This is a genomic window from Candidatus Methylobacter favarea (assembly GCF_902806695.1).
GTDB lineage: Bacteria > Pseudomonadota > Gammaproteobacteria > Methylococcales > Methylomonadaceae > Methylobacter_B > Methylobacter_B favarea.
Window position 1 is genome coordinate 13,555 of sequence record NZ_CADCXN010000057.1, and the last position, 15,516, is coordinate 29,070.

Consider the following 15,516-nt stretch of genomic DNA (forward strand, 5'->3'; position numbering starts at 1 on the left):
CTACTGTATTCCAGGCAGCGTTTGCGCTGGTGGCTGTGCCTGGCTTGGGAACACTGTTACCTCGCGCTGCTCGGTATTTGTGGGCGCGGCTGTGTTGGTGGCGTTACGTGGGGTGTCCGGCATAAGCGTATCTGGGTCGTTCCGATACTCTGTCACTTGATACCCCAATGGGTTGACGCCTCGATCTTTCTCATTCATCGGAGCGCCGGAATATTTAAAAGCGATAGTGGCCGCCCAGTGCGATATTTGCGGTTTATCTGATCCTCGTTCGATTTCCTTGTAGTAGCGCACTAATGCGGTCGTGGGATTGATGAAGGAGGTGCTTTTGATGCGTATCTTTACCTTTGCATACTCACCATAGACATTGAGCGGCGACATTGGGTTTTTGGGGTTGAAGAAATCATAGTATTTTCGCTGTTCAGCGCCGACCGACATGATGCCGGTATTGTAGTAATACTCTTCCGCCAGGTCTTTAGAGAAACCTTCACGATAGCGCACATACCATTGCGTAAAGTATTTGTTAATGGCTTCGTCATAATTGGTTTCGCCGTCCTTTAATGACTGCACTATGTCCACAATACCGGTTGAGTTATCTACACGGATAACATACGGCTCAACTGTTTTTAAGGGGGTTAGCATTGATACCGCTAACACTGCTGACAGTGCGATAACGCCGGACGTGCCCGCGATCCACCATGCCCGTTTTTCCGATTTCATAAGCGATTGCACCTTGTCGGTTTCCCAACCACTGGCTTCCGCTAAGTATCGATCTAAATCCTCTTTGGCTACTTTACTCATGACTTATTACCTGCCGGTATTTACTGTGTTGAAGCGGATAAATACTTGATTACCCTCGTTTGTAACGCTTTTGCTAACAATAACATCGGCGTATGGTCCGCTTTGTGCGCCCAATTCTCGCAACACCTCATCAAGCGTGGCCGCCCGAAAACTAACCCTAACCAATACCGTTCTTTGTTCGCCAAGCGGTGGGAGTACCGTTATATCTGGCCGTTGTTTTTGCAATTCATGTAGTGCTGCCACAATGTCGCCCTCAAACGCAAAATCGAGCGTCTGTTGAGACAAGCGGTTAGGTTGGGTTGCTATCGCCAATGGCATTGATTCAATCTTGTTGATTGGCTTGTATTCACCCTCTACCGCTGGAGGCGGTGGCGGGGACAATGCGCAACCCGTCAGCGCCAAAAGCGGAAAAATAACAATACTGATTTTCATAATATCTCCTGTACGAAACTGATTATATTGCACTTGCAATATATCATATTTTGCTTGTGCAATACATAGTATTTTGCTGTTTTTTTGCACAAAAAAAAGGCGGTTTTCGCTTACGCGAAAATTCCGCCTGTTGGATTTTTAGCCTCTGGCGATCTTGTTCCTTCCGCCTCCGGTTATCCTTCTATACACCGCTTGCGGTGCTCCGACTACCGCCCTGCCCGCATTACTTGCAATGCGGACATCTGCCCGCGCTTTGTTGAGAGACCGCCGTAAGTTGGTTGGCCGCATGGCTGATAGACCGCCCTTGGCTTTTCCGAATGCCCATCCTACCGCTCCGAGCGTACCTATTGCTACGCCTCCGCCCAGTGCTGATGCTACCGATGGTAGTTGCATCATCACTAACGATGCTATCGCGCATAACACCATTACTGGCAACGCGAGGTCTATACTGGGTTCTGCAAGCGCGGCTGCCCCGCCAGGTGAAAGCAGATATATTTCAATAATAGTTACAATCAATTTGATGGCCGCAGCGGTCAGCATTACTAGAAACACATAATTCAATGCTTGCCCAATCCATGTATCAAAGAACCGTTTAGTCGGCTCAAAAATAGTCATCAAAATAAACAAAGGGCCAACCCCTAAAATGATCGCAAGCGCCATTTTTGATAAGGCTAATAGAAATGCGGCGTATCCAGTGGCAAGTATTCCACCCGCCCATATCAAAATTGCTACAATTAGAAGCCCGAAGTTGGGGATGCCAAGCGCACCGGCTCCCGCGTAGGCTTTTTGCCAATATGCGTCGCCCATGTCGTATATTTTACTCATGAGACTATCAAGAAACTGCATGTTGTTTGTGCTGTCCTCGTACCCGTCTGCGATATAGGCCGCTAAAGCATCCGGCGAATTCCATAACATATCTGATAAAAAACCATTGTATCTGCCTAAATTGAGCGCAATCGCTATTATGGTTGCTAACTTAAGAATGCGTGTTGTGCCGTCTGTTATCGGCTCCGAGATTACGCCGCGCATCATTGACCATCCCCACAACATGATATAAATGGTTACAAGCGTTGTTGCTACAGGCGTAATGGCGTCAATAATGTTGGTCGCAACATCTGTTATGTAGGTGTCAAGAGATCCACTTAATGTATTGAATGTATCCTCGTAAAAATGAAAGTCGCTGGCGGCCATTTTTATACTCCTTAGAAACGCGGAATTCCGCCCGGTGATTTAGTGGAGTCCGTGGCCATTGCGTTTTTCACCTTTGCACAGGTTTCGTTAAGCTCTTTGCCTATGCAGTATTTTTGTAAAAAATCGGCTTGACTCATTTTTTGACCACCAACTTCCACATTATGCACATCCTCTACTGTTGGCACATCTTCGCCACATGCCGCAAGCAAGGTGGAAAGTAGTATTACTGGACTTATTTTTTTCATTTTGCCTTACCTTGGTGCGCCGTAAACGGCGCACCTTTTTAGATGATCAGAAACGGGGGATTCCGCCCGGTGCCTTTGATGATGCCATGCCAATTTCAACCGACTGCTGATTAGCCAAGCCTTTTTGTGCTTCCGCCAGTTGCTGAACCATCGCAAGCTTGATGCTTTCATTCTGCAACATTACTTGCTCTGCCTGAATCCTTGCTTGTAAATCCTCCACATCTTTAGCGTCGTTTGTATCGTTGACTTTATCCAACAGCACTTGAATATCGGCGAACCGTTGGCTTGCTCTTGTGTAAGCGTCCTCCGCCATTGCCCGATTTATAGCGGCTTGGTTGGCGTTTGATTCAAACGACAAAGCTGTTGAGCCATTTACGTCTAGCGTTGTGTCTTCGATCCCGAACAACTTTGCTGCTTGGCGAATATCCGCCGAGTTACCATATCCACCATTTAAAATACTTTGGTAATTTTCCGGTAAATATTGGCGTAACGCTGGATTGTTCACCAAGTTTCCCATGCCTCGTGCACCATTCAGGCTGTTATATGTTTGTTGTAACTGACTCAGTTGATTCGCCATTTGGGCTAATTGACTGCCCCAACTGGCGGCTTGTGCCGCCCAACCGGCAGCGGTAGATGCGGTATGCCCTGGATCACTAACAATATCAACAGCGAAAGCGTTATGGCCCCCGCTTATTGACATAGCTATTAAAGCGGCATAAACCGGTTTTTTTACTAATTTCATGACTGCAATCCTTTTCTAATACGATGGAATTCAGGCAACCAGATAGCCGGGTCTTCGCCCATTTCTTGGACAAGTCTTTCGGCCAATAATGAAGTAGCCGTGTTGCCTGAAAGTACGGCTAACTCATCATCGAACCCTCTCAGGTTCAATTCTGCAACAACCGAGTTCTGACCTTGCTTGATCAAAAATCGGCGCGATTTTTCGCCCAGGCCGCGGACTATTTCATATTCTCGCTTTGTCAGCTTGAATCCGTTTACATAGTCGTCATAATCCGCTTCCGGGTTGGGTAAAAATATCTTGGTGGCAGTTTGCGAGATAATGGCGAACGCAATTGGTGATTTCAGCACTTGCTGAGGTGATTGGGTAAACATGACCAAGAAGCCGTCTTGCTTACGGATCGTGACCAGCTTGTTTTTTGCCAGGTCTTCAAAGGCTGGATCGTCCAAAAGCTTCCAGAACTCATCCATAAAGATCGGTATGCGGCGGCCATCGATCAAGCTTTCAATCCGGTGGAACAGGTACATGATCGTTGGAGTGCGCGTTTCGTCGTTATCCAAGAATTCGGTCACGTCGAAGCCCACCATCGTACAGTTGTCCAGTCGTAGCGTATCTTCGGCATTATCAAACAACCAGCCTAGCGGCCCGCCCCGGCACCATCTTGATAAGCGCACATGCAAGCCGTTTTCATCGGTGGGATCAAGGAACTCCAATACCGAGCTAAGCCGCCTGTTCGGCTTGGCCGCCGCCATCACGCCTTTTATCGCAGCGCTGATTTCATGCTCTTGTCGCGGTGTAATGGGTAGTGACTCATGTTTGACTAACTGCTTCACCAAGCTTTCAAGAAAGGTGAGGTGATTAGGGGTTGGCTCCATTTGGAACGGATTAAAACCTGATGGAACGCCGTTTTTCAATGGGTAATACCGTCCGCCCATTGCTCGCACGGCGACCGCCGCCCCCAGGTCTTTATCGAATAATACGCTCGACAACACCTTGCCATGTTCCGGCTGATGAAACTTTTGCGCTTGCGCTAACAACATGGTTTCCAGTACGGTCTTACCTGTGCCTGATTTACCAATCACTACCGTGTTTGCCAAGTCTTTGTGGTTTGGGTCAAGCTTAGCCGCCTTCTTGGCGTCCGCCCCCTCTTCGCCTTTGTGAAAATTAAAGTAAAACGGTGCGCCCGATGTTGTTTTAAACATCGTTACCGCATCCCCCCATTGATTGCCGCGTATGCGACCAATGGGGTAGTTGTGCAGACTGCAAAAGCCCGCGAAATTACGGCTCGTAATGTCGCCGACATTGATCCGGTAAGCGAAGTTGCCCGGCAGTTGCGACCAATACGCCGCTGCCATGCCTACATCCTCTCGCGCCCATTTCATGCCGCTATCGGATAGCGCCGCTCCAGCCTCATTGATATGCTCGTTTAGCGACTTTTGATCGTTCGCTCGTATCACTAGGCACAAGCTGTGAGCGCCCATTACGAAACGGTTTGATGTGAGGTCGTCCAGTGCATCATCAATATCATCGATCTGACTGGTTGCTACATCCCCCGCATTCACCATACGGGCCTGTTGCCTCTGCATACGGCCTATCGCAACTGCTTTGGATAAGAAGGTAAATGATTGTGACAGAACAAACTCGAATGGCATGCTCAGCAAATCATTCATGATGCCAGGGCAGGTAATCGATGGATATTCTTGAATCGCTACCACGCCCGCATATTGAGTATGGGTCGGCGCTTTCAGCGCCATTAACCCACCTTTGCCGAACATTGGGCGGGTTGTCGCTAAAATCTTTTTTATATCCGCGCGTGGCAATGGAAATCGCCGCCACTCCCCATCTACCAGAAACGCTAAGAACTCCAACACCTCAGAGAACATGTGGCCGTTATGTTCATAACAGCCTAATAGCTCTGGCTCGTAACGATCCAACGCCGCGAGTGCGGCGCCGGTCACATCGTTTAATGCTTCCAGCTCGTCCGTTTGCCGCTGACTCAATTCCTTTGGGGTATTTTTATCAAAGACGTTTAGTAGTTTTGCTACTTTGATAGGCTGAGGGCGGTACACAATCGTCAAGTACAGCTCATTGACCAACATCTTTTCATTTGCCATTTGTCGCCGATACTTTTCATTAAAGTCCCGGCAGAACCCGACATTGAAATCCCCTTCCGGGTATTCGCCATATTCACGGCGAACAACATGTGACCATATTGCGACATTGGCGGATGCGATGTTTCTCATGAAACCATTCAATTGATCGTGCCAGGCGTTAATATCCCGCACGTCTGCGCTTTCATGTGCAGCGCCTTGCATTTTTATAACCTGAATGTAATCGCCGCTATCCAGCTTCACTGCGCTTTTGGTGATATGGGCGGTATAGGGGATAAATGCGGCGGTTGTTTCTTCGGTCTTTACGGCTTCGGCATATTTATATGCGGCTCCCATTGTGCTACTCCTTCATTTTTTCGCGGACGCGAAAATCATTCTGACCATTTTTTGGTGGGTAACGGCGAGAAACTCGCCGCCCCCCAAAACCGGATATTTCTGCAACGTCCCGTTGTTTGCACCCACAAGTATATCGAGTTGAATACACCGGGATTATTGGCACTGATCAAGTACAATACTCCATGAATCGGCACCACTAGCAACAGATATAGTGGATTGCCGACCGCCAGGAATATCAGCGTTATCGCCATGAATTCGATCACGAACGCCGTGTACGGGATGCCCCACAACATGGCGGGGCGAGTCAGGCCGACAAATAACGGATCGGTATAAACATCATGATGTCCGTTATCCATGATCGTCTATGCTGATGCAGCAGAAATGACGTAATCGACAATTGCGGCGGCACCGAAAATCAACACGATACCGACGATGATCTTGATAGCCCAGTCCCACGAAAGCTTACCCGCCATCGCTGCGATACCGCAGGCGATTACCGCGATAATGGCAATAGTACGGGTCATGCCGCCCGTGAAAATTTCCAGTACCTTGGTCGCGGTTGAGTCCCAAGGGGCGGCCATTGCAATGTCCGGGATCAAGGCCAGGGCAAAAATCCCCATTATTGCCATTACGGAGTTCATTTTTTTGTTGCTGATTGTGCTCATGTTCATTTTTTCGTCTCGTTCAAAAGGATTAAAGTGATGCGGATTAATTTATGACTCTTGTATTTCTCGCGCATGTGCTTGATCAGTCGATCCAGACTTACCCATTCGCGCGGGGTTTTTCGTGTGGTTACTAAGGTGTAATCGCCCTCCTTCCAGGTTAAGTTGACCACGATTTTGTACGTGCTTTCTTTTGTCTGCACGATAGTCAGCCTCTTTACCACCTTATTTATGAAGAAGTCGGTTAATTCGGCTTCGGTAATAGTGTTGCTCATTTCCTCTCCGTCGAGATCGTAATTCGCAACCAAAAGAAAACGGTTTCATAGTACACGTTTTTTATCATTTTGGCAATGCGATATGTATTATTTTGTTATGTCGTTAGTTGCTATTTTGTTATGTCAAAACATGGTTGTCCGTTCTTATTGTTATAGGCTGTTTTGCAGCCGTCTTTATAGCCTGTGCATCCCCAAAAGTCATAACCGTTTTTACCTGTTTTTTTCCGATGCACTAACGGCTTTCCGCATTGCTGGCAAGCGTATTCCGACGCTTCCAGCGACTTTCTTTGCCCTGGTTTGCCGTCATCATCCGGTTGTGTTGTCGAGCAGTCCGGGTGTCCTGTACATCCCCAAAAGTATCCGCTCTTGCCCTTTATGCGCCTCATTGCCTTGCCGCACTCGGGACACGGATATTTTGCCGCATTGGTCATTTCCAATGTGGTTAATTCGCGTGTTAATTGCTCATGGACTTTAGTTATCACCGTCTTAAACCCGGTATCGCCGGCTGCAATACGATCCAAGTCTTCTTCCAGTTCGCGCGTAAAGCCTAAATCAATAAATGCGAATTTTCCGGTAAGCGCGTCTACGACACGCTCCCCGGTTTCAGTGGGGATCAAGAATTTCTTATCTGTCTTGACGTATGCGCGGCTGACAATGTTATCCATAATTGCCGCATACGTGGCCGGGCGGCCTATCCCCTCACTTTCCAGCTTCTTAACCAAGGTCGCTTGGGTGTACCGACTGGGCGGCTTCGTTTTCTTTTCGAGCAGTTTGCCATGTTCGGCGCTTAGCGCTTCATGCGGTCTGCATTCCGGGATCGGATTGGTTGGCTCGCCCTGTTCCTCGGTTTCCTCGGTTTGGTCGCCCGCCACCAGTTTTAGCCAACCCTGATAGATCAGGGTTCGGCCTTTCGCCTCGAATTCAATATGTTCGCCTTCGACCGGCTGCGCCGCGTCGAGCCGCACAGTACGCACCGCGTAGCGGGCATCTGCAAGCTGGCAAGCAATCGCCCGAATGCGGATTAACCTGTAAAGCGCCCTTTGCTCGTTGGTTTCTCCGGCCTCTTCGACTTCCCAGTGTGTTGGTGTAATCGCTGGATGGCCCACTTGCGCCCCTTCCGGTGCCTTGAAGCGCCTTGGCTCTTCGGCCATATCCAGCCCCAGTTTGACGGCTTCCGCGTAAATGTCGCCTAGTGATTCATCCGATACATTGGGATTGTCGGTTCGGTGGTAGGTGATATGGCCTTGCTCATAAAGCTTTTGCGCTGCGTCCATTGCCGCTTTTGGATTTAGCCCCAGTGCAACGCTGGCCGCTTGTTGCATGGTCGAGGTAGTGAACGGCGGCGGTGGGCTTCGCCTCGCCTCGCGCTCATCAAACGATTTGACTATAACCTCTCTAACACTGGCTACAGCTTCCGCGAAGGCACGATCCATAAAATAAGGGTTATCGTCGCTCACAAAACGGGGTTTTGTGAGCCATTCCGCCGTCCATTGGTTGCCTGTTTTCGCGTCCGCGAAAACAAGTAAGGCTCCATAGTGGTGCGTTACTTTGAATGCTCTTATCGCGCGTTCGCGCTCCACTACAAGACGCACCGCCGGGCTTTGCACCCGCCCTGCTGAAAGTCTTTCCCCTGCTTGTCGGCTCAATTCCGGGCTAACCATGTAGCCGACCAATCGATCCAAGACACGCCGCGCTTCTTGCGCGGCTACTCGTTTCACGTCGATTGCCCTCGGTGACGCTAACGCCGTTTTAACGGCGTTGGGCGTTATTTCATTGAAGGTTACGCGATATGGGTTTTGTAGTCTTAAGCATTGTTGAAGATGCCAACTTATGCTTTCCCCTTCTCGGTCTGGGTCGGTTGCAAGATATACGGCGTCGGCTTGTTTGACCAAGCCTTTAAGTTTTTTAATAACGTCTTCGCCGCGCTCGGTAAGCTCATAGGTAGGTTTAAAATCCGGGGCTTCGACACCCATTTGCTTTTTTGGTAAATCGCGGACATGCCCGACACTGGCCCCGATTATCCAGTCCGATCCTAAAATGGCTGATAGTTTTTTGATCTTGCCTGGTGATTCAATAATCATGAGTTTCATTAGTACACCATTGCGTTGTTGGCTGTATTGCCGTAAACAAAAACAGTTCCTTGCTTCACTTGTTCCGTATTTTCGACGGATAACCTTACAGGTGTGTCTTGGCTCGCTTTCACTTTATAAGCTGTGTGCTCTGCAATTGGGGCTTGGGCTTGCGCTTCTGATGTATCTAGGGCTGGTACAACTGGTTTTTGCGCTGCTATGCCCGCGTTTTTAAGCACTTTGCCAACGTATCCGTTTTTAACGCCTTTGGTGAATGATCCTGTGTTGTAGGCTGATAACGCCGCATGTAATGCGGTTTGTTCGCTTTTTTCGCGCTGAAAAGCGGCTTCATAGTTTGATTGCAAAATAGACGCTGAGGCGCTTAAGTTAAGACAAGGATCAAATGCGCTTTCTACCGTTAAGCCGGTTGCTGTTAGATTTTTTGAGTTGATTTGCCCAAGACCAAGATCGATGTTGTAACCTTGTTCAAGTAAATTTCTTGCTGTGCTTATCGCTTCGGCTTTGCTCACGGGTTGCCGAGCTAGTTTAGTTTTGGCATTGATATTGATTGCCCACGGATTGAAGCTTGATTCAGTTTGCACAATCGCTGCCATTGTTTGAGGCGCAACAGTTGGGGCGCATTCTTGAGTTAAGCTTAGAAAATCGCTTGTTTCAGCCGCATAAGCGGAATTTGCAAATATAAAAAGCATTAGAGCGAGCTGTTTTTTTGGCATAATTAGCATTCTCCACTACGCAAAGTTTGTATTTTGAGCGTTCAATATAGCATTTTTTGTCTATCAATTATAGTAATTTTGCGGCAAGTGACACTAACAATAAAGTTAAGTATTTCGCGTGAAAGCATGTCTCTTTATTTGAGTTTTTGGGGCATTTTCGCTACCGCGAAAACCGGACGCCCTTCCAGGCTCGCTATTCGCTCGGTCCTGCGGACTGGCGGCTATTGCCGCCACCTTCCAGACCGCCTTGCCGCGCTCAATAAGGGGCGTCACGCCTTTTGCTGCGCGTCAGGCATGACACCCCTTAGCCGCTGAGGCTTATCCCCGACAAACGCAAGGCTATCGCCCTGCTCATCACCGCCGCTGCGCGTTGGTGACAAAATCCGGACGCCGGCGAGCTGGCCGTGTCACCAGTGCTACACTGGCGACAGGCTGCGCCCGGATCGGGACCAGCGCCGGGCGGTCGCTGTCACCAAGCCGCCGCCGAGTGATGACAGATCCCCGTGCCTGGCCGCGCGAATCTGTCACCATGCAATAAGGAGCGGCTACCGCCGCGCTGATTTTTGATAAAAGCAGGTGATGTATCCCTGGCGTTGTACCAGAAGCCGTCACAATGGAATAAGAGCTTGCGTAATGTGCGATCAGCTTGACAGAAGGCCCGGCTTGCCCGGTCAAGGGGCTTTCGCGGCATAAACCGGTCGCTTCGCTCCCTATTTATTCCACGACCCCTTGACCGCGCCGGTCCCCCTGTCAATCGATACGCACCGCAAGCCCTTGTCCCATTGCGACCGAAGCACCAGGTCGGGCGGGGGCTGTTCCTCATCACAAATAAGGTGCGGCTACCGCCGCGCTATTTTGATTTCCCGCTTCACCCTGAACCCTTGCTCCCGATGCACTTTTCATGCCAATAAATAGCACAAGTTGTTGAAATAATGATGATTTAATTTATTTTGACAAGCGAAAAAGCTTGACACGATAGGCCGAAATCAGGATAATAGGCTCATGGTTTCGGGAAGCCTCGAAACCATCCGAAGGTCGGGCAATTCCGCCAAGACCATTTTCACTTTTAAGGAGTTCACGATGGCTGTATTAAACAAAGTAAGTCTCATTGGTCACTTTGGCGCTGATCCTGTTATCCGTTATATGCCGAACGGCACCCCTACGGTCACGATTAACCTGGCGACTACCGAGACATGGAAAGACAGACAAAGCGGCGAAAAAAAAGAGCGTACTGGTTGGCATCGCGTGGTTTTCTTTAATGGTCTGGCTAAAACGGTCGGTGAGTATTTGAAATCCGGCTCACAGGTTTATGTTGAAGGAAAATTGCGTAATCGCAAATGGAAGGATAGCAACAATGTGGATCGTTACACCACTGAAATCGTGGTACACGACCTGCAAATGTTGGGCAAAGCTCCTAACGCGGTGAGTGCGCCTGTTGTTGATGAGCCGCCATTGTCCGACGACTTTGAGGATGATTATTGATAGTCGTTTTGCCCCGGCCTTGCCGGGGCGCTGTCTTGATTCTGGAGTGAAAAGCTATGTACAACCAAATCGATGAAGCTGTTTTTGTTCAATACCTTTGTTATATCCGTAGCGCTTCGGGCATGTGGGCTGCTTATGATGGTTATGTTGAGGTACATGCCCCCGATAACGCAACGGATGATGAAATTTTCAGAAAAGCCGTGCAAACATTGGCGAGAACCAGTTTCCCGGATCGTCCTAGCTTGTCCAGTTGGGTGCTTGATCGAGTTGAAAGGGCTTAGTACCCGTCCGCGTAACAAACTTAGGAACTATACATCATGAAAATTTTATCGATTGCAAATCAAAAAGGTGGTGTCGGCAAAAGCACCCTTACTGTGCATCTTGCTTACGCCGCTATGGAGGCAGGCTTACGGGTGCTGCTTGTGGACATGGATAAACAAGGAAGCTTGTCGTTGACTTTTCCGGCCACCGAAGGCCAAGCCCCAGGCCTGGCCGCATCTAAATTGTATGGCGCTGAGGCGACCGACGAACAGCCGCAAGCTATCAACGAACGTTTATCAATTATCCGCGCAGATAACGCGCTATTGTCAATCGACAAAGCCGAGAATGAGGTGATTCGTCGCCCGGCACGATCCTTGCGCCGCTTTGCTGATCATTTCGATGTGTGCTTTATTGACACGCCGCCGCTCTTGGGTGTGCGGCTCATGGCGTCGTTGGCTGCTTCCGATTATGTTATTACGCCTGTTTCTATCGGTTTGTACGAACTAGCCGGAGTGGCGGACTTGATGCAAACGCTTCATGTTATCCGTACCCAGGGCTTTAATCCGCGGCTGAAACATGTTGGCATACTCGCCATGAAGACCAATAGCCGCAGCACTGAGGCGCGTAACGCTTTGGCATCGATGCGCGAGAAGTACGGGCCTGTTATTTTGCCGAATACGCTACCAGAACGCGCAGCCGTGCGTAAGGCGATTGCGCAGCGCCGCCCGGTATGGTTTCGCACTAGCGGCGAAGGGCATTTAAAGGCCGCTCATGAATGGCGGGCGGTATGCGAGGACATTTTGAAGCGGTTGGCTTGATGCTGACAGCCTATTAACCCAAGACGAGACAACGTAATCATGAACACAAATAACGCATTTATGGGTGCTGGTATTGATGCCCTGTTTGGTGATAGTGGCAATCCGAACGAATACGAGCTGTTGGTTAATCTGGACGATGTAGAGATTGAGGCCCAGGTACGTGAAGAGTTCGAGGATGAAGAAAACGGGTTAGCCGATCTTGGCAAAAGCCTTCGGGATCGACAATTGCAAGCAATTGTCATCCGGCCTAACCGCGTTGGCCGCGATAAGCCTTATTTACTGGTTGCGGGTGAACGCCGCTGCCGCGCCGCCCGCATTGAAGGATTGACGCAACTTCGGGCGCGAGTGATGGAGCTGAACGACGAGGAAGCGGAAGACGTGCAGTTAGCCGAAAACATCCACCGCAAGAATTTAACGCAAATAGAGGAAGCAAAGAAGATTCAGCGCGACTTAGACAGGCTTGGAAGCGTGGAAATGGTACTTGAAAAGCATAAAAAAAGCCGTACATGGTTAAGCAAAATGCTGGCACTGCTAAACCTACCCGAACAAGCTAAGCGGCTTGTCACGGAAGACATTAGCGCAGATATTGAGGTGATCAACACGGTTAAGACAATCGAAAAGCACGATCCAGAAAGGGCGCATGCGTTGGTTGACGAGTTGAAAGAAACGCGCGGCAAAACGAATACGCGGGAGAAGGTGGCGGCGGTTAAGGATGAAGTTAAACCACCGAAAAAGCCGAAACCCGAAAAAACAGATAAACCGAGCAGTGAGAAAACAGGGGAATATAAACAAACCGCTGTTTTCGCGGACGCGAAAACGGATCATGACGATGCAAGCGGATTGCTGAATAATACATCTGTGGCGCTAGTGCTCGATCTTGCGTACAGTGCGATTTTTTTGCAAAACGGTAAACCTAAATCGGTGCTGGACGCCATGAGTACGGACGACCGGGATATGGTTGAAACGTGGTTGCGGGCTTTTTATGATATGGGCGCGAACAGCAAGGATGTCGCCCGTGATGCTTTGAAGTGTTTGCGGGATGATCATTTTGCCAGTGATGGTTTAGGCGCATTTGCCCTGGCCGCTTTTATGTACGGCGTTGACCATGAGGCCAAATTCAGCCTGTTGAATATCTTTGGCAGCGTTAAACAATAATACATAGGCAGGGGATACCCTGCCTTTTTTTGTTTCTGGAGTTAAATATTTATATGGCCATTAAAAGGCGAATGACCCCCGTTGAATTTGAGTCGATACGCCCCTTGTTGAATATCTCTGACGATAGGGTATCCGCCGCTCGCGCTGTACTGGTAGACGACGACACCTATCAAGTTGTTGCGCAACGTTACGAGTGGTCGCGGCAAGCGGTTGGTGATGCGGTAAATGTGGTGTGGCGGACTTTGCAACGTTACCAGGCCGCCGCCAACACCACGGCTAATATTGCGATCCCGGAGGGTTGGGAGCAGGTCACATTGATTGCCCCGCGTGAACTCATTGCTAAATTCCGAAAAGAGCTTGATAGGTACGGAAGCGGTGAGGCCTCCACCAAGAAGACGACAAGGAAAAGAACAAAAAAAGAGGCGTAAAACCGAGAACCTTGCGGTTCGGGTTGCGTTTATCAATATTGCTATTCCACAGGAGTAACAACATGGCACATGATTTTAGTATTGAAAGAATATCAACAAAGGAAACGGCTTTTTTTTTCGGTTATGGTGGCGGCGCTTTGTATAAAGCGTTTGGTTGCGAGCAATTTAATAATGGAATATCTGGAAGCAACAACGGAATAGAGATCACAAAAATTGTCTGTCATAACGCATTAGCTTATGCCCTTTTTCTGTTAGCTGATTATCCAGACACTGATAGGGCAAATGATTTAAAGCGTTTCTTACATGATGTGGTTTTGCCATCATCAGACGATGAATTGTTTTATGCACATTTTAGTTAATCAATATTTTTACATGAACGGAGCTGGAATGAAACGCGCTGTTAAGCATCCCGACCCCACTATCACCAATGATAGTTATATTTCTGATCTTGTTGAAAAGGGTTTATCGCGAGAAGATGCGGTTATTATTGCAAGCAAAACGGCTAAACCAATGGGCGGCGCGTCGTTAGATGTGAACGAAAAAGCCGATGATGTTAACGGGAAACCTGAAGGCCATGCTAAGCGAACGGGCCAGAAGAAGAAAAGGGTTATTATCGATGCCGCTGTTGATATTACTGAAAATCCGATCCAATCCTATGATACAGGTGATATGGCTTTTGGCGCTAAGTGTTTAGTTGCGGCTGCGCTGCCATATCGGAACCCCAAGCCGGAACATCTTCAAAATGGGGCGTGGGTGCGTCAAAACGGGAATTACACCCTATGGATACAGGGCGGACCGGATGGCGTTCCTTATGGGGCTTATCCGCGTGTTTTTGTAATATGGCTCACAACTGAGGCGGTTAGAACACAAAGTCGGCGTATCGAAACAGGCGGAACATTCCGCGAATTTTGCCGGAAGGTACATATCGACACAAGCATGGGCACGCGCGGAAGTGGCCGCCGTTTTATTGAGCAAGCATCCAAGCTTTTATCTTCGCGGGCGGCATTTGTTACGGGTTCATTTGACGAGCGCAGAATTCGGACAGAATTTCTACAGTTTTCCGAAGATTTCGAGTTCTTCTTTGATGTATCTAATCCGAGGCAGGCCAGTGTTTTTGAATCCGAGATTATACTGACTGAAAAGTTCTTTAATGAAATTACAACTCACAGTATCCCGCTTGACTTCCGCGCGGTTGCCGCCCTTAAGCAATCCCCATTGGAGCTAGACATCTACCAATGGTTAGCGTACAGAATGCACAGTATTAAAGGCCGTGCGATGCCGACCTGGCAACAATTACATACTCAATTTGGCGCAAATCATAAAGAGTTGCGCTTCTTTAAGCGGGACTTTTTGAAATCGCTGCATTCTGTTAAACAGGTTTATCAAGGCGTTCGCGTTGATCCTACTGAAAATGGGCTAATTTTGTTACCTTCTTTAACGCCAGTTCCCAAGAAGGACTAAAGCCTGTTTAAGTGGGTGTGGTGAAGTTCTCACGCATTGATTGTGAATTGCTAGTGCTTCGCACCTCTAATAACCGGCCTTCCTGGTTTCAGTCGCCGCCTAATATTTTGTGTGGTGAAGTTCTCACGCAAGCGCGATCAATCGCTGCTTTCTGCTATTTCCATTGGGTATTTCTGTTGATAACCCTGTTGCTTTCCGAAGTTATAAAGGGTGAAGTTCTCACGCTTCCGTGGTGAAGTTCTCACGCTTCCGTGGTGAAGTTCTCACGCTTCCGTGGTGAAGTTCTCACGGCAATACGGCTCAAGGCCTTGTCTGGCGC

The 15,516-nt window shown here is 48.9% G+C and carries 18 protein-coding genes; 7 read left to right on the top strand and 11 right to left on the bottom strand.

Annotated elements, in window-relative coordinates; genetic code table 11:
• The 11 genes from HUX64_RS07820 to HUX64_RS07870 form a co-directional block, all read right to left on the bottom strand.
• A complete protein-coding gene (locus tag HUX64_RS07820) occupies window positions 1-798 on the bottom strand; it encodes a VirB8 family type IV secretion system protein (RefSeq protein WP_174625677.1) in 798 nt (265 codons plus the stop codon).
• A gap of 6 nt (window positions 799-804) precedes the next feature.
• The gene (locus tag HUX64_RS07825; RefSeq protein WP_174625678.1) at window positions 805-1,230 is read right to left on the bottom strand and encodes a hypothetical protein; all 426 of its coding nucleotides are present in this window, start codon (window positions 1,228-1,230) and stop codon (window positions 805-807) included.
• 138 nt (window positions 1,231-1,368) lie between these two features.
• Entirely contained in the window at window positions 1,369-2,421 is a 1,053-nt protein-coding gene (locus tag HUX64_RS07830; protein ID WP_174625679.1) for a TrbL/VirB6 family protein, read from the bottom strand.
• A gap of 11 nt (window positions 2,422-2,432) precedes the next feature.
• Window positions 2,433-2,666, bottom strand: a complete 234-nt coding sequence (locus HUX64_RS07835) for a hypothetical protein (protein ID WP_174625680.1) — start codon at window positions 2,664-2,666, stop codon at window positions 2,433-2,435.
• 46 nt (window positions 2,667-2,712) lie between these two features.
• Window positions 2,713-3,408, bottom strand: a complete 696-nt coding sequence (virB5, locus tag HUX64_RS07840) for a P-type DNA transfer protein VirB5 (protein WP_174625681.1) — start codon at window positions 3,406-3,408, stop codon at window positions 2,713-2,715.
• Window positions 3,405-5,852 (bottom strand): VirB4 family type IV secretion/conjugal transfer ATPase, encoded by a 2,448-nt coding sequence (locus tag HUX64_RS07845; protein WP_174625682.1) that lies wholly within the window; start codon window positions 5,850-5,852, stop codon window positions 3,405-3,407. Before HUX64_RS07845 ends, virB5 begins: the two co-directional genes overlap by 4 nt.
• Window positions 5,853-5,887: 35 nt before the next feature.
• A complete protein-coding gene (locus tag HUX64_RS07850; protein ID WP_174625683.1) occupies window positions 5,888-6,208 on the bottom strand; it encodes a VirB3 family type IV secretion system protein in 321 nt (106 codons plus the stop codon).
• Window positions 6,209-6,214: 6 nt separating this feature from the next.
• Window positions 6,215-6,523, bottom strand: a complete 309-nt coding sequence (locus tag HUX64_RS07855) for a TrbC/VirB2 family type IV secretion system protein (protein WP_174625684.1) — start codon at window positions 6,521-6,523, stop codon at window positions 6,215-6,217.
• Window positions 6,520-6,789 (bottom strand): hypothetical protein, encoded by a 270-nt coding sequence (locus HUX64_RS07860; protein WP_174625685.1) that lies wholly within the window; start codon window positions 6,787-6,789, stop codon window positions 6,520-6,522. Before HUX64_RS07860 ends, HUX64_RS07855 begins: the two co-directional genes overlap by 4 nt.
• 110 nt (window positions 6,790-6,899) lie before the next feature.
• Window positions 6,900-8,879, bottom strand: a complete 1,980-nt coding sequence (topA, locus tag HUX64_RS07865) for a type I DNA topoisomerase (protein ID WP_174625686.1) — start codon at window positions 8,877-8,879, stop codon at window positions 6,900-6,902.
• On the bottom strand, window positions 8,879-9,592 hold the full coding sequence (locus HUX64_RS07870) for a lytic transglycosylase domain-containing protein (protein ID WP_217426464.1): 714 nt from the start codon (window positions 9,590-9,592) through the stop codon (window positions 8,879-8,881). The genes topA and HUX64_RS07870 overlap by 1 nt, the downstream gene beginning before the upstream one ends.
• 1,080 nt (window positions 9,593-10,672) lie before the next feature.
• Here HUX64_RS07870 and ssb point away from each other — a divergent pair.
• The 7 genes from ssb (at window position 10,673) to HUX64_RS07905 (ending at window position 15,197) form a co-directional block, all read left to right on the top strand.
• Window positions 10,673-11,074: a single-stranded DNA-binding protein gene (ssb, locus tag HUX64_RS07875; RefSeq protein ID WP_174625687.1), complete on the top strand. Its 402-nt coding sequence runs from the start codon at window positions 10,673-10,675 to the stop codon at window positions 11,072-11,074.
• A gap of 56 nt (window positions 11,075-11,130) precedes the next feature.
• Window positions 11,131-11,355: a hypothetical protein gene (locus HUX64_RS07880; RefSeq protein WP_174625688.1), complete on the top strand. Its 225-nt coding sequence runs from the start codon at window positions 11,131-11,133 to the stop codon at window positions 11,353-11,355.
• A gap of 36 nt (window positions 11,356-11,391) precedes the next feature.
• Window positions 11,392-12,153: a ParA family protein gene (locus tag HUX64_RS07885; RefSeq protein WP_174625689.1), complete on the top strand. Its 762-nt coding sequence runs from the start codon at window positions 11,392-11,394 to the stop codon at window positions 12,151-12,153.
• Between the two features lie 39 nt (window positions 12,154-12,192).
• A complete protein-coding gene (locus HUX64_RS07890) occupies window positions 12,193-13,308 on the top strand; it encodes a ParB/RepB/Spo0J family partition protein (protein ID WP_174625690.1) in 1,116 nt (371 codons plus the stop codon).
• Window positions 13,309-13,379: 71 nt separating this feature from the next.
• Window positions 13,380-13,736, top strand: coding sequence for a TrfB-related DNA-binding protein (locus HUX64_RS07895; protein ID WP_217426465.1), 357 nt, complete (start codon window positions 13,380-13,382; stop codon window positions 13,734-13,736).
• 62 nt (window positions 13,737-13,798) lie between these two features.
• Window positions 13,799-14,095, top strand: coding sequence for a hypothetical protein (locus HUX64_RS07900; protein ID WP_174625692.1), 297 nt, complete (start codon window positions 13,799-13,801; stop codon window positions 14,093-14,095).
• Entirely contained in the window at window positions 14,079-15,197 is a 1,119-nt protein-coding gene (locus tag HUX64_RS07905; protein WP_174625693.1) for a replication protein RepA, read from the top strand. Before HUX64_RS07900 ends, HUX64_RS07905 begins: the two co-directional genes overlap by 17 nt.
• The last annotated feature ends 319 nt before the right edge of the window (window positions 15,198-15,516 follow it).